This window comes from Paenibacillus sp. PK3_47, assembly GCF_023520895.1.
Taxonomy (GTDB): Bacteria; Bacillota; Bacilli; order Paenibacillales; family Paenibacillaceae; genus Paenibacillus_AQ.
In genome coordinates this window covers 2,955,869-2,981,226 of sequence record NZ_CP026029.1, presented here as the reverse complement: position 1 = coordinate 2,981,226, position 25,358 = coordinate 2,955,869, and the positions used below count along the sequence as shown (strand labels likewise).

At 52.7% G+C, this 25,358-nt stretch carries 18 protein-coding genes; 5 read left to right on the top strand and 13 right to left on the bottom strand.

Annotation, left to right across the window (positions count from 1 at the left end; translation table 11 throughout):
- Positions 1-770: 770 nt before the first annotated feature.
- Together ald and C2I18_RS13270 are read right to left on the bottom strand one after the other, a co-directional pair.
- Positions 771-1,904 carry an alanine dehydrogenase gene (gene ald / locus C2I18_RS13275; protein ID WP_249901614.1) on the bottom strand — a complete coding sequence of 378 codons (1,134 nt, stop codon included), beginning with the start codon at positions 1,902-1,904 and terminating at the stop codon, positions 771-773.
- Between the two features lie 191 nt (positions 1,905-2,095).
- Complete coding sequence (locus tag C2I18_RS13270; RefSeq protein WP_249901613.1) at positions 2,096-3,319, bottom strand: Zn-dependent hydrolase; 1,224 nt, start codon at positions 3,317-3,319, stop codon at positions 2,096-2,098.
- A 214-nt stretch (positions 3,320-3,533) separates the two neighbouring features.
- Between C2I18_RS13270 and C2I18_RS13265 the strand changes: the two genes are divergently transcribed.
- The 4 genes from C2I18_RS13265 to C2I18_RS13250 all read left to right on the top strand — a co-directional run bounded on the left by C2I18_RS13265 (position 3,534) and on the right by C2I18_RS13250 (position 8,294).
- A complete protein-coding gene (locus tag C2I18_RS13265; RefSeq protein WP_249901612.1) occupies positions 3,534-4,409 on the top strand; it encodes an aldose 1-epimerase family protein in 876 nt (291 codons plus the stop codon).
- Positions 4,410-4,642: 233 nt separating this feature from the next.
- Positions 4,643-5,632 (top strand): glycosyltransferase family 2 protein, encoded by a 990-nt coding sequence (locus tag C2I18_RS13260; RefSeq protein WP_249901611.1) that lies wholly within the window; start codon positions 4,643-4,645, stop codon positions 5,630-5,632.
- On the top strand, positions 5,629-6,735 hold the full coding sequence (locus C2I18_RS13255; protein WP_249901610.1) for a polysaccharide pyruvyl transferase family protein: 1,107 nt from the start codon (positions 5,629-5,631) through the stop codon (positions 6,733-6,735). Before C2I18_RS13260 ends, C2I18_RS13255 begins: the two co-directional genes overlap by 4 nt.
- Before the next feature lie 44 nt (positions 6,736-6,779).
- On the top strand, positions 6,780-8,294 hold the full coding sequence (locus C2I18_RS13250; protein ID WP_249901609.1) for an oligosaccharide flippase family protein: 1,515 nt from the start codon (positions 6,780-6,782) through the stop codon (positions 8,292-8,294).
- 67 nt (positions 8,295-8,361) lie between these two features.
- On the opposite strand, the gene C2I18_RS13245 is transcribed toward C2I18_RS13250, so the two are convergent.
- Positions 8,362-9,459, bottom strand: coding sequence for a threonine aldolase family protein (locus C2I18_RS13245; RefSeq protein ID WP_249901608.1), 1,098 nt, complete (start codon positions 9,457-9,459; stop codon positions 8,362-8,364).
- 194 nt (positions 9,460-9,653) lie between these two features.
- On the opposite strand from C2I18_RS13245, the gene udk reads away from it, so the two are divergent.
- The gene (udk, locus tag C2I18_RS13240) at positions 9,654-10,295 is read left to right on the top strand and encodes a uridine kinase (RefSeq protein WP_249901607.1); all 642 of its coding nucleotides are present in this window, start codon (positions 9,654-9,656) and stop codon (positions 10,293-10,295) included.
- A gap of 460 nt (positions 10,296-10,755) precedes the next feature.
- Here the strand turns inward: udk and C2I18_RS13235 are convergent, their stop codons facing one another.
- The 10 genes from C2I18_RS13235 to C2I18_RS13190 all read right to left on the bottom strand — a co-directional run bounded on the left by C2I18_RS13235 (position 10,756) and on the right by C2I18_RS13190 (position 25,340).
- Positions 10,756-12,513, bottom strand: a complete 1,758-nt coding sequence (locus C2I18_RS13235; protein WP_249901606.1) for a hypothetical protein — start codon at positions 12,511-12,513, stop codon at positions 10,756-10,758.
- Positions 12,514-12,567: 54 nt separating this feature from the next.
- Positions 12,568-13,230, bottom strand: a complete 663-nt coding sequence (locus C2I18_RS13230) for a hypothetical protein (RefSeq protein ID WP_249901605.1) — start codon at positions 13,228-13,230, stop codon at positions 12,568-12,570.
- The gene (locus C2I18_RS13225) at positions 13,230-14,180 is read right to left on the bottom strand and encodes a sugar phosphate isomerase/epimerase family protein (protein ID WP_249901604.1); all 951 of its coding nucleotides are present in this window, start codon (positions 14,178-14,180) and stop codon (positions 13,230-13,232) included. The genes C2I18_RS13230 and C2I18_RS13225 overlap by 1 nt, the downstream gene beginning before the upstream one ends.
- Positions 14,181-14,217: 37 nt before the next feature.
- Positions 14,218-15,090 (bottom strand): carbohydrate ABC transporter permease, encoded by an 873-nt coding sequence (locus C2I18_RS13220; protein WP_249901603.1) that lies wholly within the window; start codon positions 15,088-15,090, stop codon positions 14,218-14,220.
- 25 nt (positions 15,091-15,115) lie between these two features.
- Positions 15,116-16,018, bottom strand: a complete 903-nt coding sequence (locus C2I18_RS13215; protein ID WP_249901602.1) for an ABC transporter permease — start codon at positions 16,016-16,018, stop codon at positions 15,116-15,118.
- 76 nt (positions 16,019-16,094) lie between these two features.
- The gene (locus C2I18_RS13210) at positions 16,095-17,711 is read right to left on the bottom strand and encodes an extracellular solute-binding protein (RefSeq protein WP_249901601.1); all 1,617 of its coding nucleotides are present in this window, start codon (positions 17,709-17,711) and stop codon (positions 16,095-16,097) included.
- 484 nt (positions 17,712-18,195) lie between these two features.
- Positions 18,196-20,397 carry a helix-turn-helix domain-containing protein gene (locus C2I18_RS13205; protein ID WP_249901600.1) on the bottom strand — a complete coding sequence of 734 codons (2,202 nt, stop codon included), beginning with the start codon at positions 20,395-20,397 and terminating at the stop codon, positions 18,196-18,198.
- Positions 20,398-20,887: 490 nt separating this feature from the next.
- The gene (gene iolE, locus C2I18_RS13200; protein WP_249901599.1) at positions 20,888-21,784 is read right to left on the bottom strand and encodes a myo-inosose-2 dehydratase; all 897 of its coding nucleotides are present in this window, start codon (positions 21,782-21,784) and stop codon (positions 20,888-20,890) included.
- A gap of 115 nt (positions 21,785-21,899) precedes the next feature.
- Positions 21,900-23,855, bottom strand: coding sequence for a 3D-(3,5/4)-trihydroxycyclohexane-1,2-dione acylhydrolase (decyclizing) (gene iolD, locus C2I18_RS13195; RefSeq protein WP_249901598.1), 1,956 nt, complete (start codon positions 23,853-23,855; stop codon positions 21,900-21,902).
- Positions 23,856-23,879: 24 nt separating this feature from the next.
- The gene (locus C2I18_RS13190) at positions 23,880-25,340 is read right to left on the bottom strand and encodes a CoA-acylating methylmalonate-semialdehyde dehydrogenase (RefSeq protein ID WP_249901597.1); all 1,461 of its coding nucleotides are present in this window, start codon (positions 25,338-25,340) and stop codon (positions 23,880-23,882) included.
- Positions 25,341-25,358 lie beyond the last annotated feature (18 nt).

Below are 25,358 nucleotides of genomic sequence, written 5' to 3'. Positions count from 1 at the left end.
CTCTCATTTCGCCCAGTTGCCCGGTTCTGCTGAATTCAGAGGTATTTATACCTCTCATTTCGCCCATTTACCCCGTTCCGTTGAATTCAGAGGTATTTATACCTCTCATTTCGCCCATTTACCCCGTTCCGTTGAATTCAGAGGTATATATACCTCTCATTTCGCCCAGTTGCCCGGTTCTGCTGAATTCAGAGGTATTTATACCTCTCGTTTCGCCCAGTTGCCCGGTTCTGCTGAATTCAGAGGTATTTATACCTCTCATTTCGCCCATTTACCCCGTTCCGTTGAATTCAGAGGTATTTATACCTCTCATTTCGCCCAGTTGCCCGGTTCTGCTGAATTTAGAGGTATTTATACCTCTCGTTTCGCCCAGTTGCCTGGTTCTGCTGATTTCAGAGGTACTTATACCTCTCCCTCCAGCCGTGAGCCTTCGCAGCGGGGGAAGAGAGCATATTTGCACGATAAAAAAAGCCCGGTGATTACTCACCGGACCCCGCTATATTTGCCCTCTGCCCTCTGCCCTTTGCCCTCTACTCTCTACTCTCTGACCTCTACTCTCTACCCGCTGCTCTCTACTCTCTACTCTCTACTCTCTACTCTCTACTCTCTACCCGCTGCTCTCTGTCCACTGCCCTTGCAGCAGTTAAATTATCCGCCCCAGCCCGTCTGCTTGGCTATTCATCTATGTGCTTTAGCAGCTCTTCCCTCTATCGCAGCACGCTTTTTCTCTGTTCTCTGTAAGTTAACCAGCTGTCTTTGGGCAGTACCCACTAGATCAGCGTAAACTCCTGCTCCACGGCCTGCTCAACCGTGAAGTACTCTTCCCCAAGAGCTTCGGCCACGGCCTGGCAGGTGATTTTGCCGCCGGCTACATTCACGCCGCTCTTCAGGCCGGCGTTGTCCTCGATGGCCTGAAATACCCCTTTGTTCGCAATTTGCAGCGCGTAAGGAACGGTGACATTTGTTAAGGCAATGGTTGAAGTTTTGGCAACCGCGCCCGGCATATTGGCGACCGAGTAATGCAGCACGCCATGCTTCTCGAAGACCGGCTGGTCATGGGTGGTAACACGGTCAATTGTCTCGACAATTCCGCCCTGGTCAATGGCTACGTCGACAATGACGGAGCCGGGCTTCATGGTCTTGACCATTTCCTCCGTTACCAGCTTCGGCGCTTTTGCGCCCGGAATCAGCACTGCACCGACCAGCAGATCCGCTTCAGCTACCGCTTTGGCGATATTGTACGGGTTCGAGATCAGGGTGCTGATCTGTGTGCCAAAGATATCGTCCAGCTGGCGGAGTCTGTCTGCACTCAGGTCAATAATGGTCACCTCAGCTCCAAGTCCGATCGCCATCTTGGCCGCATTGGTGCCCACTACACCGCCGCCGATAATGCTGACCTTGCCTCTGCTGACACCGGGAACACCTGAGAGCAGAATGCCTTGTCCGCCGTAGTTCTTTTGCAGAAACTGCGCGCCAAGCTGGACGGACATCCGGCCGGCCACTTCACTCATCGGCGTCAGCAGCGGCAGTGTACGTCCATCCACAACGGTTTCGTATCCGATGGCGAAGACACCCTTGTTCTTCAGTGCCGCCGCAAGTGCCGGCTCCGGTGCAAGATGCAGGTACGTGAAGAGAATCAGATTCGGACGGAAATAGGCGTATTCGCTCTCCAGCGGTTCCTTGACCTTCATGACCATCTCGGCGGAAGCCCATACGGAAGAGGCCTCTTCTACCAGTTCCGCACCGGCGGCGGCATATTCTTCGTCCGGAAATCCGCTGCCGAGTCCCGCTCCGGCTTCTACCAGCACCTTATGTCCTTCTGCTGTCAGGCTGACCACTCCGGCCGGTGTAATGGCCACGCGGTTCTCATTGTTTTTGATTTCCTTCGGCACTCCAATAATCATTGTTCATCTCTCCCGTCTTGTGTACATCTCTTATGTTAAGAATAATAACATAAGGCTTCTTTTGCCATTTTGGGTAAATTTAAAAACTTTATCTGCCATGATTGTGTTTTTACACAATGCACTTAATGACCGCACCCCATAACCACAGCAAAAAAGACACCATTTCTGGTGTCTCCCGGCTAAACCCGGCTTTAGAGAGCAAGCGACAATACGGTTTCCAGCACTACATTTACACCTTTTTCGCAATCGCCGTATGAGGTCAGCTCCTCTTCGCAGTGGCTTTTACCGTTCACACTTGGCACAAAGATCATCGCTGACGGCAGAAATCCGGCCACGAACTGGGCATCATGCCCTGCGCCGCTGGCCATTTTTTTATGGGAATAACCTAAAGCGACTGCCGCTTCCTCTACCTTGGCGCATATGCTCTCATCAAACCATACCGTCTCACGGCCCCACAGCTTTCTCTTGGAAACTGTACATTCCAGCAGCTCTTCCGGCAGACTGTTGATGATCTCTTCGACCTCGCGGACAATATCCATGTTCTTGTGTCTGGCTTCGACGGTAAAGATCACCTTGTTCGGAATGACCGTATGGATGTTCGGAAGCACGTTCATTCTGCCCATGGTGTACACCAGTTCCGGATCAAGCACACCCAGCTTCCGCCGCAGCTCTGTAATAAGGTCAGCCGCAGCGAACAAGGCATCCCTGCGCATATCCATCGGTGTCGTGCCGGCATGGTCCGATTCGCCCGTGACTTCGACTTCGTAGCAGGCCATGCCGACCACACAGTCCACAAGCCCGATGTCGAGCTTTTCCCGTTCCAGCACCGGGCCCTGCTCGATATGCAGTTCCAGATAGGCCGCCGCCTCCTTGATCCGGTTCCCGGCTTCACCTGCATAACCACCCGCTTCCAGCGCTTCACCGAAGGCAGTGCCTTCCGTGTCCCTCTTCTTCAGCATCTCCTCCTTGTCGAATTTGCCGGATAGCACCCCGGAGGCCATCATGGAAGGCTCAAAGCGTGCGCCCTCCTCATTGGTGAAATTCATAACGGTTACCGGGAGACGCGGCTGTATCCCGTGATCCGCCAGCGTCCTTACCACTTCAAGTCCGGCAATGACACCAAGCACACCGTCGAACCTGCCGCCCTTCTTGACAGTATCCAGATGGGAGCCGATCACGACAGGCGGTGCGTCTTCCGTCCCGGCATATGTGCCATACATATTCCCCAAGTCGTCTATCCGCACAGACATGCCAAGCTCCTCACAGCAGGAACGGAAGTAATTCCGCGCCAGCACATCCTGCTCCGACAGGGACAGCCTCGTTACGCCGCCCTTCTCCGTACGTCCAAAGTCAGCAAAAGCCTCAATCGTATTCTTCAGCCTTTCGCCGTTCACCAATACCTTCTGCACCTGCATGTCATATCCCCCTCCGCATCGGACGATCGTGTGATTATTGCTTTCTTTATATGTTATACCAATCCTTTTCAGAGTCATTGTACAGTCTGTCATAATTATTTTTGTTAAATGTTCACGTTCTGTTAGAACACTGCGGAAGAGTTTGGTAGAATATGAGCTGCCACGATGTGAAACCTGAATCATATTTAAGTTAGGATGGAAGGGGTACTGACAAATGAATACCATATTACGCAGCGAAACCGCCGAAGCTGTGATCAGCCCGCTTGGAGCGGAGCTGATCAGCTTCAAGACACTGGACACGAACAACGAATACATGTGGAGCGGGGATGCAGAATTCTGGACAGGCCGTTCTCCGGTACTGTTCCCGATTATCGGCGCAGCCCGGGACGGCGAGATCCGGACCGGCGGCCATACCTATACAATCGGCAATCACGGCTTTGCCCGGCGCAGCGAATTCAAAGTGGTAGAAGCTGACGGCACGCGTGCTGTATTCCTGCTCTCTGAGAATGAGCATACCCTGTCCAGCTATCCGTACAAGTTCAACTTGCTGCTCACTTACACGCTGACTGGCAGCACCCTTGAAATCAGCTACCGCGTAGAGAATACAGATGATCAGGAAATCTTCTTCCAGCTGGGCACCCATCCGGCCTTCAACTGCCCGCTGGACGGACAGGGAACGATCACGGATTACTATCTGGAATTCTCAGAGCAGGAGAAGCTCGAGCGGCTGTTCCTGACCGATGCGGGACTTGTGGTCAGCGGCAAAAGCGAACCGGTTCTGGGCGGCGAGAACATTCTCCCGCTTTCGCACGAGATGTTTCTGGAAGGTGCACTGGTCTTCCGGAACGTCCAATCCCGCAGCATCGCACTCCGGAGCAAGCTTACGGACAGGAGTGTTACGGTTACTTCCAGCGGCTTCCCTGACCTGGGAATCTGGCAGCCTAAAAACGCACCTTTTGTGTGCATCGAGCCATGGCAGGGTATCGCGGACGGGGAGGAGTTCACCGGCCGGCTGCAGGACAAAACCGGAGTAATTGCCCTGCCGGAAGGCAGTGTGCACACCAGCTCGCTGAACATTGCAATCGTGTAAATCAGCCCTGTAAAAGATAGAAGGGGTGCTGTAATCAGCCGTTTTCCGGCTTTTGCAGCACCCCTTTTTTGTATCTATAAGTAAACTAAAGTAGTATATACAATCTTTTCACCCAGATAGTAATATGATAACAAATCATTGTGCCGAGTTGACTACATACGTCTGCACACTCCTATTTATGCGCCCGTCTCTGATTTTAGTCGACTGTTATTTTGAAAGGAAGTGATTGTTGCATGAAACCGGAGATAAGCATCATCGTGCCTATCTATAAAGTTGAAATGTATTTAAAGAAATGCGTCGATTCCATCCTGTCACAGACCTTCAGAGACTTCGAACTGATTCTTGTAAACGATGGCTCTCCTGACAAGTGTGGTGAGATTTGCGATTATTACAAGGAACTGGATCCGCGCGTCACGGTAATCCATAAACAAAACGGCGGACTGTCGGATGCCCGGAACTACGGGATTGAGATTGCCAAAGGAAAGTACATCGGCTTTGTAGACAGTGATGACTGGATCGAACCCGATATGTACGAGTCCATGCATGGACTGATAACAGCCCATAAAGCAGATATTGTCGTGTGCGGCCATTATGAGGTACAGGACGGCGTCTATCTTGATAAGGAATTTACCCACGAAGTGCGTGTATATAACAACCAGGAAGCCTTTAAAAAGCTGCTGGAAGATACCGAAATCAAAAATCTTGCCTGGGATAAGCTGTACCGGGCTGAGCTTTTCAAGAAGGTAAGATACCCGGTCGGCAGATATTTTGAAGACATGTTTGCGACATTCAAGCTGTTCCTTCAGGCGGACAAGGTCGTATCCCTCGATTCACCCAAATATCTGTACCTGCGTAGGGGCGACAGCATCACCGGCGAAATGAATAATGCCAAATATTATGACCGGATCTGCGCCTGGCAGGAATTATACGAGGCAATTAAGGATAAAGACTATCCCGAAGCTGTTGAAAAATCCCTGGCCCGGAATGTAACTGAAGGCATCGAGCTGTGCAATCTCCAGATGATCGCCGGAGAAACCCAAGTCAATAAAGAGTTTCTTGCAGAGCTGGGAAGCTTCTTCAGCAGACATATAAAAGAAATCAGACGTAACAACAGCATCAGCAGACAAATGAAAATAGCTTCTTTACTGATCCTCACAAGTTCTAAAGCCTACCGGATGCTGTATCAATCAAAACTTCGTTTGAAGGGAAGTAACCTGACATGACCAAAATTATTCACAAAATGCTGCCGTTATCCTTCCGGAATTATGTGAGCAATAATGAAGTCTACCGATACTATAAAGGCTTTTTAGTCAACCGGGAGATGTACAAGAGCAAATCCAAAGCCATTTTTGTAGTCGGCTCTCCCGAACACGATAATCTTGGCGATCATGCAATCACCATGGGTCAGATGGAATTCCTCAAGAAGGCTTTTCCTGATTACACCCTGATCGAGATTGTAGCTGACAGGCTGACTTATAATTTAAAGTGCCTTGAGCAATACTCCACTCCGGATGACATCTTTGTCCTCCAGGGCGGCGGAAATTTCGGTATTGAATATTTCAGAGAAGAAGAAGTCCGCAGAAAGATCATCACCAAATTCCCCAACAACAAAATCATCCTTTTCCCTCAGACCATCTTCTTTGGAGATACCGAGCTCGGCCGCAAGGAGTTCAAGAAAACACAAAGCCTTTACAGTGCCCACAAGGACCTGACGCTGGTAGCCAGAGAAAGAACATCGTACGAGATCATGAAAGAAAACTTCAAAAACAACGATGTGCTGCTGACTCCGGACATTGTAATGTCGCTGGATATTACTGAGCCGACCCGTAAACGCGAAGGAGCCCTCCTGTGCATCAGAGCGGATAAAGAAAGTATCTTCAACGAGACGGAGAAGCAGATTATTCAGGACAGCGTCTCCAAAGCTTTTGACCGGATTACGTCTTCCGATACCTGCATCATCCGCTATATCTCGGTTGAGGAGCGGGAAAAGGAACTGTATGATCTGTGGAACCAGTTCAAAGAGGCGGAGCTTGTCATTACAGACCGGCTGCACGGGATGATTTTTGCGGCTATTACTTCCACTCCGTGCATTGCGCTCGGCAATTATAACTATAAAGTCGTGGGCAGCTACGAATGGATCAAACATCTCGGGTATATCAAATTCACTCATGACATCAATGATATTCCGCAATTAATTGAAGAATTGAGCAAGATTCCGGCTCCGAGATACAATAATGATTTCTCCACTGAGCATTATAACCAGATCATTGCAGCCATGTCGGCTAAAAAAGATGAATTCAATCCTTCATCCATCGTGACGGCTTAGAGCGTCCACCACGACATTTTCTGTAGCGAGGAAGCGATGTACCCTTGAAAACCAATATTAGACTTGCTGCGATTATCACCTACCTCTCTGTCTTTCTGGGTGTAATCATCTCCCTGGGTTCGACGCCGTTTATCGTCTCGACCCTGGGGAAATCGGAATACGGGCTATTTTCACTGGTAAACTCGATTATTGCCTATATTGTCCTGCTGGACCTCGGCTTCGGCAGTGCGGTCGTCCGGTTCAATTCCAAGTATATTTCCGAGAATGATACCACTGGCCAGCGGAACATCAACGGGATGTTTCTGATTCTGTTCTCAGGGATCGGCCTCATTTCATTGCTCGCCAGCCTGATTCTGGTGTTTAATTTCGAATCTATTTTTACCAGTCTGAATGAATCGGAGCTTGGCATCCTCAGGACCATATTCATCATTGCCGCGGTCAATGTGGCTATTTCATTCCCGATGAACATTTACAGTTCCATCATAACCGCTTATGAACGGTTTGTTTATCTTAAGATCATCAATCTGCTGCGGGTCGTTATTTCTCCGGCGATGATGGTGCTGGTCCTGATTATGGGCTTCAGATCGGTAGGAATGGTGTCCGTAGCCCTTGGACTGAATATTATCATCGGCTTGGCCAACTACTTTGTCTGCAGATATAAAATGAAGCTTGTTGTGAAATTCAGCAAATTCGATTCCAAGCTGTTCAAGGAAGTGTTCAGTTATTCTTCCTACATATTACTGTCGTCCATCGCCTTTCAGCTGTATACGAATGCCGATCCGCTGATCATCGGTATGTTCCTCGGGGCGACGCCGATTGCGATCTATGCAATTTCCACCCAGCTGAATACGTACATCATGAACTTTTCCAATGTGCTGTCCAGCTTTTATCTGCCCAAGCTTACGAAGATGATTGTCAAAGGCGCTAATCAGGCTACACTCATGATTGAGCTCGTCCGGATCGGCAGAATCCAGGCGCTTATTGTAGGGTATATTGTGTCGGGGTTCGTGCTGTTCGGACAGGTTTTTATTCTGATCTGGCTGGGTGAAGGGTACCGGTATGCATACACGATCGCCCTGATCATCATCATTCCGCAGATCACTTCGATCGTCCAGTCACTGTTCGCCACGATGCTGGAAGCCATGAACAGGCACAAGGTGAAAGCCCTGATCTATTTCTCGATTGCCGTTCTGAAAATAATCCTGACCCTGATATTTATCCGGGTCTGGGGAATTACCGGCTGTGCGATTGCAACTGCTGCAGGGATGATCGTCAATGTCATCCTGAACAATATCTATTACAGATATAAATTGAAATTCGACATCGCTTATTTCTGGAAGGAAATCATTAAAGTTTTCATTCCGGTTGTACTGCTCTCTGGTGTGTGCGGATTCCTGCTGACCTATGTGAGCATCAGCTCCTATCTCCAGCTTGGCCTGTATGTGATCCTGTATTCGGTGCTGTACGCGGCCACCATGTGGACCTTCAGCATGAATGCGGACGAGAAGCTGATCGTCAAGGGTCCGATGAGAAAAGCGGTTCTGCGGAGCCAGACCTAGGGGGTTTGAAGACCTCCCGGTATGTAAAAAATACGGCACCGTCCTATACCAGGGACGGTGCCGTATTTCAGTGTTGCGCTTCCTGCATCAACTTGTCCAGCAGTGCAAAGGCCGCTTTCACTTTGTCTTTGGGAATGCTGCCGTACAGGTCGCCTGTGCTCAGTTCGAAGGAGCAGGACTGGTCACCGGTATTTTTCAGCCGGCCGGTCAACCCTACCCCGGTCTCCTCATAAAGCTTGATCAGCAGCGGCTCCACGGCCTCCGCCGGGAGGGCAAAGCGCACATGAAACATGTTGGATACCGGCACCTCAGGCAGTGTAGATACTTTGGCACAGCTGTTGAACAAGACTGCCAGCTCCATGGCTTCCTCATAATACTGCCCCATCTTATCCACTCTCTGCCGGAAATAGTGTCTGGCCGGGATAATGTACGGATACAGGCTGATCAGATCTCCGCCATGCCGCCGTTTCCAGATCTTCGATTCCGCTGTAAAGTCTCTGCTTCCCGCCAGAACCGCGCCGGCAATCCCGCCAATGCCCTTGTACACTGAGATATACACGCTGTCGAACAGGCTGCATACTTCAGCTGCTGTCTTTCCGTAGTACGGCAGCACCTCGAACAGGCGGGCACCATCCAGATGGAGGATAATTCCCTGCTTGCGGCAGTAGGCGGAAATGGCCTCCAGCTCGTCATATTCCGGCAGCTGTCCGCCAATTTCACGCTGCGGCAATTCCAGCAGAAGACAGGCGATATTCGTCTCCATATTTTTTACATCATCCAGTGTAATTAAACGGTCCTTGTCCGCAAGCAGTACAGTCCGGATGTGATGAAGCTCCTTAAGCCCGTCCTGCTCATGAATCTCCAGATGGCTCAAAGGGTGGTAAGCCACCGTCTTCAGCTCTTTGCGGTCACACCAGATCCTGAGAGCAATCTGCTGGGCCATCGTACCGCTGGGGAAAAATACCGCTGTTTCCTTGCCCAGCACCTCCGCCATTTCCGCTTCGAAATCACTGATTACCTTGCCCTCTCCGTACATATCGCTGCTGAGAGTGTCTTCAATATCTACAAAAGCTTTTTTTAGGACTCCGGCATCCCTTTTGCCATGTCCGGCCAGCTGAACTGAAGTTTCATTAAAGGCTTCCTGCAGTGTTGTCTTATGGTCCATCGTGGTAATATTCCCCTTTCGCATTCCGCTAAAACTGTTCGAATTAAGCAAATTATATCATTTTCCGCCGGCAATCCTCATTTTTTTAAAAGTTCACGGTTTATTCCCGCCTTTTCGGGGTGAAATAAGTTAACCGCTGTGCTACAATATTGGAATTGCAAAGGCAATTGCTTAGGGAGGTTTATGTACACACCATGCTTATTATTGGTATCGCCGGCGGGACCGGCTCCGGTAAAACGACGGTAGCTCGCTCCGTCATTGACCGTCTTGGAACTGACAAAGTGACGTTCATATCTCAGGATAACTACTATAAAGACCACTCCTATCTGAGCATGGATGAACGCAGTGCGATTAATTACGATCATCCGCTGGCTTTCGACACCGAGCTGCTGATTGAGCATCTGGATTGCCTGAAATCCGGACAAGCTGCGTTTGCACCTGTGTACGATTTTACGGTACATGCCCGGTTTACGGACAAAACGGTCGAGCTAAAGCCCAATCACATCGTTATTGTAGAGGGGCTGCATGTGCTTTCCGATGAGAAGCTTCGCGAGAAGCTGAACATCAAGGTATTCGTGGATACCGATCCGGATGTGCGCATCCTGCGCCGGGTGCTGCGGGACATTGAAGAACGCGGCCGGACCATCCGTTCGATCCACACGCAATATTTGACGACCGTCAAGCCGATGCACGAGGCTTTTATCGAGCCGTCCAAAAAATATGCAGACCTTATCATCCCTGAAGGCGGACAGAATGAAGTCGGCATCGAGCTGCTGTCTGTATTAACTGCCAAATACTTGTCAGGTGATCAGCAGTGGAGCGGAAGCAACCGTTAAACTGTTATAGTGCGTCATACCAAGGCTGTCCGCTCCCCGGGCAGTCTTTTTGGTGCGCTCCGGATCATCCGGCAGCTTGGTTTAAACGTTGATGGAACTACATTTTGTTTCATAAAGGGTGCTAAAAACTTAGTTGGATTTCCTCCATTAAAACCTTCCACTTTTCATTATTTATGAGATTTAGTTGGAAATACTCCCGTTATTTCGATGAAACCGTGCCTTTGGAGGCTAATCTAGTACATTTAAGTGGAGATTTTCCCACTAGTTTTATAATCCTGTTGTTTTCCCGGGAATTAAATGGAGAAATTCCACTTCGCTTGACCTGTACCAATAGGGAGCAGCATCAGAGATTATTAGTAAGCCGAAAACCGCCGGCATCGGAGATGCCGGCGGTTTTCGGGTAAAAGGGGATTATAATTTAGATTCAGAACGGCGGAGTCATCATAAATGAATTCATTGTTTAGAGTGTCTGCCCTTTAGACAATGAAGGCGACAGCGTGATGGTGACCGTCTTGTCAAAAGGGGTCATCATATTGACCAGCACCGCCTTGCAGTTATCCTGCAGTCTGGCTTCGCGCACCGTGGTTGCCAGATGGCCCAGCTCCCCTCCTGTCAGTTCAATCCAGTCCTCCCCGCAGGTATAGCGGAGCCTGCCGCCGCTCCAGAGGTAACAATCGTCTCCGGCAGGCTGCAGCTCTCCTGAAGTGAAGCTTCCCTCCTTGCCGAAAATGAAGGACAGCTGTGTCATCACTTCAGCCGGCTCCTCAGCATGCAGATGAAGCGTCCAGCCTGAATCCGTCCGCTGCACCTGCGCCTCTGCACGGAATATCTGCTCATGAGTCAGCAGACGGCTCTGGTGGGGAAGCAGATACCAGGGACTGACCGGGGATCCGGAGGTCTTCGGCAATTGCGCAGCTTCCACAGGCCCGTAATACCCTTTCTTCTGCTCACCGGCCAGGCGGTAACCGTCCGGCAGCCGGGTCATCTCCTGCATCGGCACATATCCCGGATTAAAGTAAGACGCCAGCTGCACAGCCAGCAGCCTTACAGAACCGTGGCGGAGTGCCAGGAAGGACGGCGTCTCGGTAATAAGCGTCATGCTGGTATCCCCATCCCTATAGCGGGCCACCGGCGCCCCGAAATCCGTATGCAGCCGGCTGTGGGATATCCGCCCGTAATGGCCAGTTGCCTCCATCCCCAGCAGATAATCATTCCGCAGAAAATCACCGTTCAGAACAGTCTCATAATTTACCGGAAGTGCAGATGCCACTGCAGGCGGCTGCTGCAGCTCCGGCTCCAGCAGCATCCGTACAAGCACGTTCACGGAGCAGACCCCCGGGTTGCTTAGCGACTGTCCGGCCCATTCCGCCATGCCGGCGAAGATTTCGTCGTTATCCAGACGGGCCAGAATGGCGTACGGCAGATAATAAGGGGACAAATCATGATAGACACCCAGATCCTGCCGCCCGGAGTAATCGGTGACAACCTCGCCGGAAGGATGCACCAGGTAGACCATCATCCGCAGGTTCAGGCGCACCGGATCCAGCAGCTGCGGGCGGCCGAGCAGACGGGCGGCATGAATCAGCATAATATCACTGACTGCACTGTAAATGCCGTTGCTGCGCTCCGTCCATTCCCCGTCCGGTGTAATATCCATGCCTTCCGCCAGCCATTGATCCGCCCGCAGGGACAATTCCTCTAAGCCGAACAGCTCATGAAGATAGCCAAGCGCCGCACAAATAACCCAGCGGTGATTCGGGGTATGCCCTCCGCCGGTAAGCATCGCGGGAATCGTTCGTTCCAGGAACAGCCGCATATTGTCCAGCACGGGCTGAAGCAGAGCCCAGTCCTGCCGGGACAGCAGCTGGTACAGCTGGGCATAGCCCACAATGACGAAAGCTGTATCCGGCGGAGAGTGATAATTCGTCCAGCCCGGGGAGATTGTGCCGTCTGCATGCTGCATGCGCAGCACGAACTCTGTCGCCAGCAGAAGCCTGGACAGCAGCTGCTCATCACGGTAATAGGCAGAATCCGGGTTCGCCAGTGCAGCTCCCCAATAACACATCTCGGTCGGCGTGCCGGTCGTATGATTCACCCAGGACACACCCGTATACGGGTCAATGGTACCTCCATAATACCGGCTCTGCGGATCAAGCACCTGCCGGGGCAGTCCTGCCTCTACCGCTCTGTCGTTGCTGTCCACCAGTTGCTTGTACATTACTATTCCTCCTATATGCATTCTGCTCCAAGTCCGGGTGATAGTCGGGCTGCGCTACAGCCGTGCCAGCTCCCGCCGGATACGGCCGGGAATTTCCGCAAGCAGCTCTTCCCAAGAGACGAACAATTCCTCCCTGTCACCATACTCCCATAACGTATAAGACAGGGAAGGCGTGAACCGGCAGGTCTGGAGATAGCTGCGGACCCGGCGGTCCGTGTCCTCATCTGTAGTGAGTATGCCGCGCAGAAAATCGCCGTAGATCAGACCGTCCGCACCGGCGCCCTCCTCCGTACAGGAGGCAAACCCGGGCAGCAGCTCAAAAACCTCGGCTAACGGGGAAAGGGCATGTTTGCCGGGCTGAACATACAGAGAGACACGCGTGCCCTCAAGATTTGCGGACCCGTGCAGCAGGCTTTTCAGGTATTTCCCGTGAAAGCTTGCTTCCGCATCCGCCACTTCGCCGTTTCTGCCGATGTACACCCATACGTGCTCCAGATCATACAAATGCTGAATATCGTAATCATAATAAATGGCATATTCTACAACTGCCTCCACATCAGGCCGGTTAACGGAAAGACGCCGCCGGAAGGAAGGTGAACCGCCATCCTCCCGCAGCACCGTGATGCCGAAACGCACCGGAAAGAACGGCTCGTTCAGATCAAAGAAAAGGCGCGGAGCATACTTTACGGCAAACAGGCGGTCTTCGGCATTCAGCATCAGGCCTTTCTCCTGTCCGCAAGCTTGGCTGTGAGCAGCCGGTGGCTTTCATGAATTTCCTCCGGCCGGCAGGCTGCTTTCAGCTCATACACTTTGACCCGCGCCCTCGCAATCATCGGCAGATAGGCATCGTAAAAATTCATATCCCCGCTGTTCACATAAGGGCACCAGTGATCCGAGAGGCCGATGGTCTCATGGATGTGTACACCGACAATATCATCCATCAGCCCTTCCATTTCCCGGACGCTGTCATACAGCCCCATCCGGTCCATCATGATCGCATGGCCGGTATCATACCAGATGCCGACAGGCGCCCCCTTCAGCGCTCCGATAATTGTCTTCGCCTCCGCAAGCGTGGGAATCTGCTGCGGTCTGGAGCGCGTCTCAATCCCGAAGGAGATGTTCAGCCCTTGGGCAGCGGCCTTGTCGCATACTTCGTAGAGGCTCTCGGTAATGGTCTTTACATAACCGGCGCTGTAAGCCGACCGGCGTTCCATAAGCTCAGCCCATTTGCTCCGGTAGGCTTCGGATTCTTTGCCCTGTCCGCTATAGATTTGCTCCAGCTCTTTGGCGACGTTACCCGGAAACGGCACTTCGCCCGGATGCACAACCACAGCTTCACCGCCGTAACGCTGTGCGTATCCGGCAGAGCGGACCAGCAGCTCTACCGCCCGCTGCCGTTTGCCCTTGTCCTCGAACCCGAGGAGCACGGAATCCGTGCCGTAATCGGGATCCGGGTTATGGGGGAAGGTATTATGGACACTGGAGACTCCGATCTCCCCCCGCTCAATCATCGGCTCAATCGCCGCCAGCATCTCTTCAGTCACATTGTAGTTGAGCTCTACCCGCCGGAAGCCGAGCCCGAGGATTTCCCTCAGCATCTCATCTCCGGCAGTGTGCCGCTTAATGTTCCAGCAGTTTGAGAACGAGAATGTCCCTTTGTCCTCCATACCAGTCCCTCCTGTCTGCAGATGTACCTTGCCGGGCTTAGCCCTTGACTGCGCCCAGCATGACACCGCTGACGAAATATTTCTGCAGCCATGGATAGACCAGGAGAATCGGCACTGTAGCGAATACTACCGTCGCCGCCTTGAGGCTCTCCGGTGTAAGCGGAGTCCGGTTTGCGCCTTCCATTTGTGTCAGCTCGGAGACCATGTTGTTCTGGACCATCTGGAACAGCTTCAGCTGAAGCGGGTACAGATCCGGGTTGTTGATATACATCAGGGCATCCTGGAAGCCGTTCCATCTTCCTACCGCATAGAAGAGCGCCAGCGTGGCAAGCACAGGCATGGACAGCGGCAGGACGATACCAGTAAGTGTACGGAGGAAGGAGCTGCCGTCAATTTCAGCCGATTCCTCCAGACTTGGGGGAATATTATTAAAGAAGGAAATCAAGATGATCAGGTTAAACGGGCTGACCAGGCCGGGCAGGATGAGTGCCCAAGACGAATCAAGCAGGCTTAAATCGCGCATCAGCAAATACTCAGGAATAATCCCCCCGCTGAAGAACATCGTAATAATGATGATAACCATAAACGTCTTGCGGCCTTTCAGGTAGCCCTTGGTCAGCGGATAGGCTGCGGCAATCGTGAACAGCAAACTCAGCAAGGTGGTCGCCACCGTCAGATAAATCGTATAACCGAGAGAGCGGATCATTGCGCTGTCCGAGAACACTTGAACATAGGAATCCCAGTTCACTTCAATCGGGAAAATCGTCACCTCTCCGGAAGTAATCGCCCGGTTAGAGCTTAGCGATACTGCAATAACATGCAAGAACGGAGCCAGACAGAACAAAACGAACAAGGCCACAAAGGTAATATTGACGATATCGAATATCCGGTTAGAAGTACGCTCACTCATTGTACTCCGCCTCCTTCCCTCTTTATCAGATAATGCCGTTGCCGGTCATTTTTTTCGAAATATAGTTGGAGCCGAGGATAAATACCAGACCGACCACAGCCTGGAACAAACCGACTACAGTAGCCAGTGTGTATTGGCCGGATTCCAGACCGACCCGGTAGACAAAAGTACTCAGCACGTCGGAATATTCACGTACAGCTGTATTCCCGATAATGTAAGGGCGGTCAAAGCCGATGCTGACCATTTTGCCGAGATTGAGAATAAGCAGAGTTACGATCGTCGGCTTGATGCTCGGAAGGGTGATATACCAGATCTTTTTCATTCTTGTTGCACCATCAACCTCTGCCGCTTCGAACAGCTCCCTGTTCACGCCTGTAAGCGCTGCCAAATAGAGAATGGTTCCCCATCCTGCACTTTGCCAGACCCCTGTGAACAGGTAGGTGACAAGCCACGGATTGTTTTCAGTCAGGAACGGAATCGGGTTCAGCCCGAGGCTTTCCAGCACCCCGTTCACCATACCGGACTGGTTGCCGAACAATTGATAGACAATCCCCCCGATGATAACCCAGGAAATAAAATGGGGGATGTAGAGAATGGTCTGCGAGATTTTTTTGAACCAGACTCCCTTGATTTCATACAGCATAATCGCCAGAATAATCGGTGCCGGAAAGGAGACCAGCAAATCCAGGAAGTTCAGCATAAATGTATTGCGCAGTGCAGTGTAGAACTCTCTCATGTTAAAAACTTCACGGAAGGCATCAAAGCCGATCCATTCACTGCCGCCGATGCCCTGAAACAGATTGAAATCCTTGAAGGCAATCTGCACACCGTACATTGGACCGTACCGGAAGATAAAAAAGTAGATCAGAGGCAGCGAAAGCAGCGCGTACAGTTGCCAATATCTCTTCAGATAGCTCGCTTTGCTCAAGTCGGTTCCCTCCTTGGGAAGAAAAACCGGACGAAGCGGCGTGCCAGCTCCCTCCGGTTCTCACTTTTATATTTGTTTATTGTGCCGGCAGTTCCTGCAGCGCTGCTTCCAGCTCTTCCTGAAGCTGGGTTCCGCCGAGAGACATGAAATCCTTCATTTCCTGCTCATACACCGCTTCGAACTGCTCCGGTTTAGCCATTGCTGTCTTCACGATAATTACGTCGAGCTTGTCATTGAGTGTGGTACCATACTTGGACTCCGCTTCAATCGGATTGTTAAAAACAATCGGACCGACTGTATCGGTATTGGCGATGGCATAAGACTGCTCAAGGATTTCCTTATGACGTTCCGGGAAACCGCTGATCCATGCTTTCTGATTGAGCTCCTGGTCTCCGAGGTTTTTACCGTTGGAGATGATCGCCATGTCGCCGCCGTTGAAGAGCCGGTCTGCAAACTCTTTAGACACATCGGGTTTAACAACCGGAATACCGTCAACCATATCATAGTTCTCGCCTTCAACCCCGCTGTAAATGGTAATCAAATTGTCGTCCGAAGCCATCCAGTCCAGATACTTCACAGCTTCCACAGCCCGCTCGCTGCTCTTGGGAATCATGATGTACATGCCGTTCGAGGCATAACGGGATTTAATGTGCTTGTTGTCAACGTTAGCATTGGTATAAGCATCCACAGCAGTAATCTTGCTTCCCTCCACATTTTCATAGAGGACATCCAGCGTTCCGTCAGCATAAGCCAGGTTACCAACATCATCTGACCAGTAACCTATATAACCGTTATTCAGATCCTTGCCCAGCTGGGTTTTATCTTCGTCCAGGCTGAAATCTTTGCTGATCAGGCCTTCATTATAGAGCTTGTTGAGAAATTGCATGGAATCCTTAAAGCCCTCGTGCAGAGGAAGCTCATAACGCTGTCCATAGGTCAGATCGCCTCTGACCGGCTTTATGAAGGAATAAATTATGGTTTCAAACTGGGCCGGAGCGAGCGCCATACCCATCGGGATATTTTTGCTTCCAAGATTGCCCGGGTCCTTCTCCTTAAACGCTTTCAAGGTTGTATACAGCTCATCCGTGGTGGTTGGTACAGGCAAGCCCAGCTTATCCAGCCAATCCTGACGGATATAGGAGCTGTAGCGCCCGGTGACTGCCCGTTTGCCCGGAATGGAAAGCTGCTTGCCATCAATCTGTCCGTAGGAAAGCGTCTCCTCACCGAGGAATTTCTTCAGATTAGGCCCGTGTTCATCGAGGATCTCTCCGACATCAGTCAGACCGCCCTGCTGGGCGTATCGGTAGAACACACTGGAATCATACGTAAATACGATATCGGGTACATCCGATTTGCTCGCCATCAGAACGTTCAGCTTCGTAACTTCCTCGGAGCGCTGAACCGGTACAAACTCGACATCAATATTGTTCGGATCACCGAAATTTTCCTGTACAAACTGAGTCAGGAAGTTGTTGGTGATCGTATGAGGCGCCGGACTGTTCCCCCGGTCAAACACCTCCACTTTTAAGGTGACACGCTTACCGCTGCCTCCTTCTCCTGCGGAACCTCCGCTTGCCGATGTGTTACCATTTGAATCCGATCCGCAACCAGCCAGCAGGGCAGCACCCATTACGGCGGTTAATCCAATCCCCATTGCTTTCTTCAGCGTTCTTTGTTGTACATTCACTGTCATTGTTCCATCTCCTTCGCCTTTGTCGGCTTTAATGGTGACTTTATGAATCCCCCAACCTTATCCACCTATCCCCGGTACGGCTCTCTCATCAACTGTTCCTTCCGGCTGGTGCCTGGCCGATTGCCGTTCGGGATGACCACAGTATTTCATGAAAGCCGGCACCTTGACAATAAACCTGTTTCGGATGTCCTGCTCCCCGGAATTTCTGACTTCCTGTTTATCGGACCAACCGTTTTCGTAGAATAAACCGTTTTCCAAAGTGCGAAAACCCGCGTCATTACAGGAATCTGCACTGTTTTCGCATGAATTGGTACCGGAGGTCAGAGGTCTTCAGGCCTTATACCTCCAGCTCTAAAATAAAGACCGCTTCCGTGTTGGCGCCCTGCAAAGGAGGCGTCTGACGAACCGGAAAACGGTCTTGTACATCACAGCAAAAAAATAACCATGCAGATTCATCCGCAAGCCGAAACCCGTGTGCTCCAGTCTATGTCTTGATGTTGGTACGGCCGCGTCTGGACGAACGGTAATCGCCCGGTGTAATTCCGGCAACCCGTTTGAATACTCTTCCGAATGTAATGGCATTGGCATAACCCACTTCAAGCGCGATATCCTGGAGTGACATTTCCGTCTCGAGCAGCAGCCTCTCGGCTTCTTTCATCCGCAGCTCTGTAACAAAATCCACGAACTTCATGTTAAATTCGATTTTGAACAGATAGCTGGCATATTTGCCTGACACCTGAAACCGGTCGCTGAGGTGCTTCAGCGATAGATCCGGGTTGGTGAAATTCTCTTCAATGTAATTCTTCATTTCGGTAACCATAGCCCGGTAGCTTTTGTTCTCGCTGGCAGAGACGTATGTGCGGAACAGATCGGTCAAATACTCGGAGAGGACAGCCTTCATTTCGTCAAAAGACTCCGCCTTCTCCAGCTGCTGCAGCCGGGCCCTGGCGTTCTCCTCGGACAGCTCGTCCTGCAGCTGCTCCGACATGACGGCAACCTCCCGGCTCAGCATCTGCAGCATGGCCTGAATGAGGGAGCGGATATCATCATCCTGCAGATAATCCCGTTCGAACGCCGTAAAAATCTCCTCCAGCCGCTCGCGCCACTGGCCGCTCGACATCCGGAACTGCTTGACGAACTCTGCGATCATCTGCAGGTACTTATACGTCTCAAGCAGCGGCTTTCGTTTCTCGCCGCCTTCCGCCAGGGCGATGGTCTCATGCATCAGCAGCTTATGCTGCAGCACATTTTGCGCAGCGGCATAAGAATCCCGGATAGCGCCCGGTCCGGCTGCCGCCGGCCCGATCCCGAAGCTGAGCGAAATCCGCAGATTCTGCTCTACCCAGGAGCGGCAGTCGGCAGCAAACATGCGGACCTTCTCCAGCATCTCTTCATCACTGTCCGCAGACAGGAACAAAATGGCCGCCCGGTCCGTACCGATCCATTCCGCCCAGGCCTGAAGCTCGCTGCTTCGCGCAAGCTCCTGAAAGACATTCATCAGGGCGAACTTCAGCGTGTTCTGGTCCCCCCGGGTATAACGGTCCTGAAAAACCTGCTCATACCGGTTAATTTCACTGAGCACTACAATGAACCGTGAGGAATCACGGGCACCGGTAAGCGGTGACAGCTCCTGCATCCGCTGTGCGGCATGCTCCAGCCGCTCGCTGTGAAGCAGGTCGGTGAACAGCTGGCTGCGCTGCAGCAGCAGGTTCTCCTTGCTTTTTTTATCATAATCGGTCATATGGTTAATCAAATCTTCCAGCACACCGTCAATGAGCTTCATTTCATCCGGCCTGTATGTAGAGTTGTCCATGCTCCGGATCTGGTGGCCTTCAATTCTGTTCATAATGACCTGAATAGGCTTATAGTTGCGCCGTGTAACATATACCAGATAAAAAATCGCACAGATGACGGTACCAAGCGCAATCGCCACCCAGAGATAGGAAATGACCGATACCCAGCCGAACAGGTTCCCCGCCTTAATCCCGCTGGAGAAGGTCCAGCCGAGCCTGTCCAGATAGAGCGTGTTCAGCGGTTTGCCCTGCCTTGCGGCCTCACTGTCTGAATGGGCTTGGTATACAACCTCTCCATCGCTGCCGAGAATGGTCAGGAAAGACAACTGCGAATTGACCATGCTGTCAACGATTTGTTCAATCCCGCTCATCTTGATGTTAATGACCAGGACACCCTCCGAGCCGAAGGGCAGCGGCATATTTTTATTGATGGTCAGCACACGGATAGCTGTGCGCTCGATAAATTCATCGTCATACTCCCTGACTGGCTGCCAGCCCTCCTGCAGAGAACCGGAGTTGATACGGCGAATCCAGTCTTCATCCACAAAGCCGGACAGCTCTTTTAATCCAGTTTCTGTTAAAACGCTTTCATTCCTTTTGTCATAGAGATAGATAGATTGAATGTAGGACGATTCACGGAGCATACTGCGCAGGTTCTGGGCCACAGCGTACACAGCACCCGGGTCGGGTTCACTTTGGTTGTTGAAGTACAGCTTATACGCTTCGCTGCGCTCGGCCGCCTCCAGTACCGCGAGCTCGACTTCCCTGATCGTTTTGTCCACATTATCTACAAGGTAGCTGGCGGAGATGCGGTCCGCTTTCTTCGTTTCCATACGTGAAATGTCATTGATGAACACAAAGGAGGCAAAAATCAGAATCGTTACAGTAAGCAAAAAAATTGGAAAGTAGGATAGCAGCAACCGGCGATACCAGGTACGGAACAATAGACAACCCCCTCTATACAACCGTCAAAATACAGGCCGCAGTCCGGCCGCATAGTATACATCTGCTTACAGGATCAAGCGTGGATTAATGGGCATTGCGTCAATAATTTCTGCCATTATAGCATATGGGACAGGGAACGGGCCAACGAACTGGCATGGGAAAATCAGTGATTTTCACTGCGTTTTTCCCCGTTCAGGGATTTCCGTTGTTAGGTGTATCAGCGGGCTGCGGCGGATTCCCAGTATTTCGCTACGGGTTGGATTATCGCCACTTCATTCTGCTGATTCCGCCGGCGGACGGTTGCTGAAACAGCGAATGAACTGGCGGGAATCCAACCTATGGCCGGCCATCATGTAAAAAGGCGGAGCGCACACAGCCCTGCTGTGCCGGCCCCGCATGTATATTCCGGCAGCTGCAAGGCACAAGCCTTTGCTGCTTTTACAACCCGCTGACTTCCTTGATATACCGGCGTGCCTTGATTGCATATTCAAGCGGATCAGCAAGCGCCGGGTCCTGCTCGGCTTCCACCACAAACCAGCCTGTGTAGGAGGACCGGGCCAGCTCTGCAAAAATCTCGGCAAACTGGATAGCCCCATCGCCGGGCACTGTGAATGCGCCTGCCTTGACTGCCTGCAGGAAGCTGAGCTGTTCCTCCGAGACACGCGCCACGATCTGCGGACGGATATCCTTGAGGTGCACATGCTTGATCCGCGGCAAATGGGCAGTAAGCACCTCCAGCGGATTTTCGCCCGAGAAGGCCAGGTGTCCGGTATCAAACAGCAGAGAAACCTCAGCAGGATGGGTAAGCTCCATCAGCCGGGCGATTTCAGCCGCCGTCTGTACCCCGGTTCCCATATGGTGATGATATACAAGCGACATATCCTTCTCGGCCGCCAGGCGGCCGAGCCCGCCCAGGCCTTCAGCAAGCAGAGCCCATTCCGGGTCCGTGAATACAGGCTTGCCGGCGAACAGCGGGGTTTCCATCTGTCCCTGGATGCTCCGGCCCTGCTCAGAGACCACGATCACCTTAGCCCCCATAGCATGCAAAAAATCACGGTGGGCGCAAAAGGCTGCAGCCGTCTCCCCGTACGGGCGCGTCGTCAAAAATGCACTGAACCAGGCACTGGCTATCTCCAGACCGCGCAGCTTCAGTGCCCGGTGCAGAAGCTCAGGGGACCGCGGATATTTGTTGCCTACCTCGCTTCCCTGGAACCCGGCCAGTGCCATCTCACTGATGCATTGCTCAAAGGTGTTGCCGCCTCCCAGTTCAGGCATATCATCATTGGTCCAGGCGATGGGCGCGATCGCCAGCTTTACCGTATGCTCTTTGAACATATGAATTTACCCCTTCCATCTCTCACAAATATGGCAGGCGGGAATACTGCAGCATTCCCGCCTGCCCGTCAAACGCTGCAGCCCGACCCGCAGCTTCTTCGTCATAGCGTTCCGTTTAGTAGCTGCGCGCCTTCTCCAGCTGTCCGGTTCTCTGCTCGTAAGCAGCCTGCACCGCTTCACTGCCGGACACTTCCGGCACACCGACATGCCACCAGGCTCCATAGCCGTGAGTCATGGTCTTTGGCAGCACCTTGACGTCAATCAGTGTAGAATGCTCTTCCTTCAAGGCTCCCTCCAGAGCGCTGCGCAGCTCTTCAGCTGTCGATGCAGTGAAGGTCTTCACGCCATATCCGGCAGCACTGGCTGCATAATCAATCCGCATCAGTTCACCGCTCATCCGCCCGTCGGGGCCGCGGTGGCGGAATTCAGTCGCCATACTGTTCAGGCCCTGCTCCATCTGCAGGTTGTTGATACAGCCGAAGCCAGCATTGTCGAGCAGAATCACGTTGATCTTCCTGTTCTCCTGCAGGCTGGTCACAAGCTCCGAGTGCAGCATCTGATAACTGCCGTCGCCTACCAGTGCATAGACCTCGCGCTCCGGCTCCGCCAGTTTCACGCCAAGTGCACCGGAGATTTCATATCCCATGCAGGAAAAGCCGTATTCCATATGGTACGTATCCGGCACAGCCGCCTTCCACATCCGCTGCATATCGCCCGGCAGCGAACCCGCTGCCCCGATGACAATGGCATCCTGCGGGATATATTCATTGATAATGCCGAGCGCACGGGTCTGGGCCAGCGTGGTATCCAGCTTAGCCGCATATTCTGGAAGCTTCTCATCGAGATGACCGGCAACCTCTGGCACGAACGGCGCCGCATTGCCGTTCTCCTCGGTCTTTATGTTATATTCCACACCGCACAGCCGCTGACGTTCCGTATTCCAGGCATCCTGAGCCGATACGATTTCATCAGTATAAGCTGAGCGGTATCCGCGTTCCTCCAGAGCTGCAGACAGCGCCCGGAGACCTTCCGCAGCGTCGCAGACCACCGCCAGCGCATCCAGCTTCGCAGCATGGTAAGGGGAAGCATTGAGGGTGACAAATTCCACTTCGGGATGGGCGAACAGGCTTTTTGAGGCCGTAGTGAAATCAGTAAACCGCGTACCGACTCCGATGACCAGATCGGCTTCCTTAGCGAGCGTATTGGCACTGCCGTTCCCCGTTACGCCTATGCCTCCAAGATTGAAGGCACAGCTGCTTTCCACTGCACTTTTTCCGGCCTGCGTCTCCCCGAACGGGATCGCGAACTTCTCGGCAAAAGCGCGCAGGTCCGCTCCCGCACCGGCATAGCGCACACCGCCGCCGCAGATCAGCAGCGGCCGCTGCTTGCCGGCAATCAGCTCCGCCGCGGCCGCAATTTCATCCGGCCGCGGAAGGCGCGGAGCTACGCGGTGAACGCGCTTACGGAAAAATTCGGCCGGATAGTCCCAGGCTTCCGACTGCACATCCTGAGGCAGCGCAATGGTCACTGCACCGGTATCTGCCGGATCCGTCAGTACGCGCATCGCATTCAGCAGTGCTGTCATCAGCTGCTCCGGCCGGTAGATCCGGTCCCAGTATTTGCTCACCGCCTTGAAGGCGTCGTTGACGGTAATCGAGAGATTGTAAGTATGCTCCATCTGCTGCAGCACCGGATCAGGCTGCCGGGTGGCGAAAGTGTCGCCCGGCAGCAGCAGTACAGGAATCTGGTTCGCTGTTGCCGTAGCGGCAGCAGTCAGCATATTGGCCGAACCCGGTCCGACCGAAGCTGTGCAGGCCATAATCCGCCGTCTGCGGCTCTGCTTGGCAAACGCAGTCGCCGCATGGACCATCCCCTGTTCGTTCCTTCCCTGGTAGACCGTAAGTGCCCCCGATGCTTCCTGCAGTGCCTGCCCCAGGCCGAGCACATTGCCATGGCCGAACACTGTAAATACCCCGTGTACATAGCGCTCCGGTCCGCCGCCGAAGTCTACATACTGCTGCTCCAGAAACTTCACCAGCGCCTGCGCCGTTGTTAGTCTGATCGTTTCCACATGACTGCCTCCTTCCCCGTATCTCTACTGCCAGCGGGCAGTGACTACTTTTTTGCGCGTATAGAATTCGATACCGTCGCTGCCGTTCGCGTGAAGGTCGCCATAGAAGGAATCCTTCCAGCCGGAGAACGGGAAGAAGGCCATAGGTGCAGGTACGCCGACATTGACGCCAAGCATGCCTGATTCGATATGCTCCCGGAAGTAGCGCACTTTGCCGCCGTCATTTGTAAAAATGCAGGCCCCGTTAGCAAACCGTGACGCATTGGCAATCTCCACCGCCTCTTCCACATCCTTAACGCGGATCACGGACAAAACGGGGGCAAAGATCTCCTCCTGCCAGATTTTCATTTCCTGCGTAACACCGTCAAACACCGTCGGTCCAATAAAATAACCCTCTCCCCGTACCGCGGCATCCTCCCGGCCGTCTCTGAGCAGCTTCGCCCCTTCGGCTACACCCTGCTCAATATATCCAACGGTTTTGTCCTTGTGGCCCTGACGGATTACCGGTCCCAGGAACGTGTCTTCCGCAAGGCCGTTGCCGATCTTCATCCGGTCGCATTCACGCAGCAGGATCGAGACCAGCTCATCTGCGGCTTCCTCCTGCACCGTAACTACCGAGCAGGCCATGCAGCGCTCGCCTGCAGAGCCGAAGGCTGCACTCACAATCTGCGCTGCCGAGGCTTCGAGATTCGCGTCTGCCAGCACAATGGAGTGGTTCTTCGCGCCTGCCAGCGCCTGAACCCGCTTCAGGTTGGCCGTCCCCTTCTTGTATACGTACTCGGCAACCGGCTGCGACCCGACGAAGGAGACCGCTTTGACATCGGGATGCTCCAGCAGGCCATTGACTACATCATGCGCACCGTTCACCACATTCAGCACACCCTTCGGCAGTCCGGCCGCTTCCATCAGCTCGGCAAGGCGCGCCGCCAGCAGCGGAGTCCGCTCCGAAGGCTTTAGCACAAAGGTATTGCCGCAGACGATCGCTAGCGGGAACATCCAGCAGGGGACCATCATCGGGAAATTAAACGGGGTTATCCCGGCGACCACACCGATCGGATAGCGGTACATGCCTGATTCCATGCCTGTGGCGATATCCGGCAGCTGCCGGCCCATCATGAGCGTCGGCGCACCGGCTGCAAACTCCACACACTCGATGCCGCGCTGCACTTCACCGTAGGCTTCCTTGAAGCTTTTGCCGTTCTCCATCGTAATGGTCTCCGCCAGCTCATCCCAGTGCTCCACCAGCAGCTGCTGATACTTGAACAGGATCCGCGCTCTGCGCGGTACCGGTGTTTTGGACCAGTCTGCAAAAGCCGCCTTCGCGCTTGCAACCGCCCTGTCCACATCCTCTTTGCCGGACAGCGGCACTCTGCCCAGTTCCTTCCCTGTGGCGGGGTTATATACCGTTTCCGTCTGCTCCGAAGCCGCCTCCTCCCATTGCCCGTTGATATAATTCTTCAATACCTGCACCGTTTGCTGTTCCATCCTGACCACTCCTTCGGC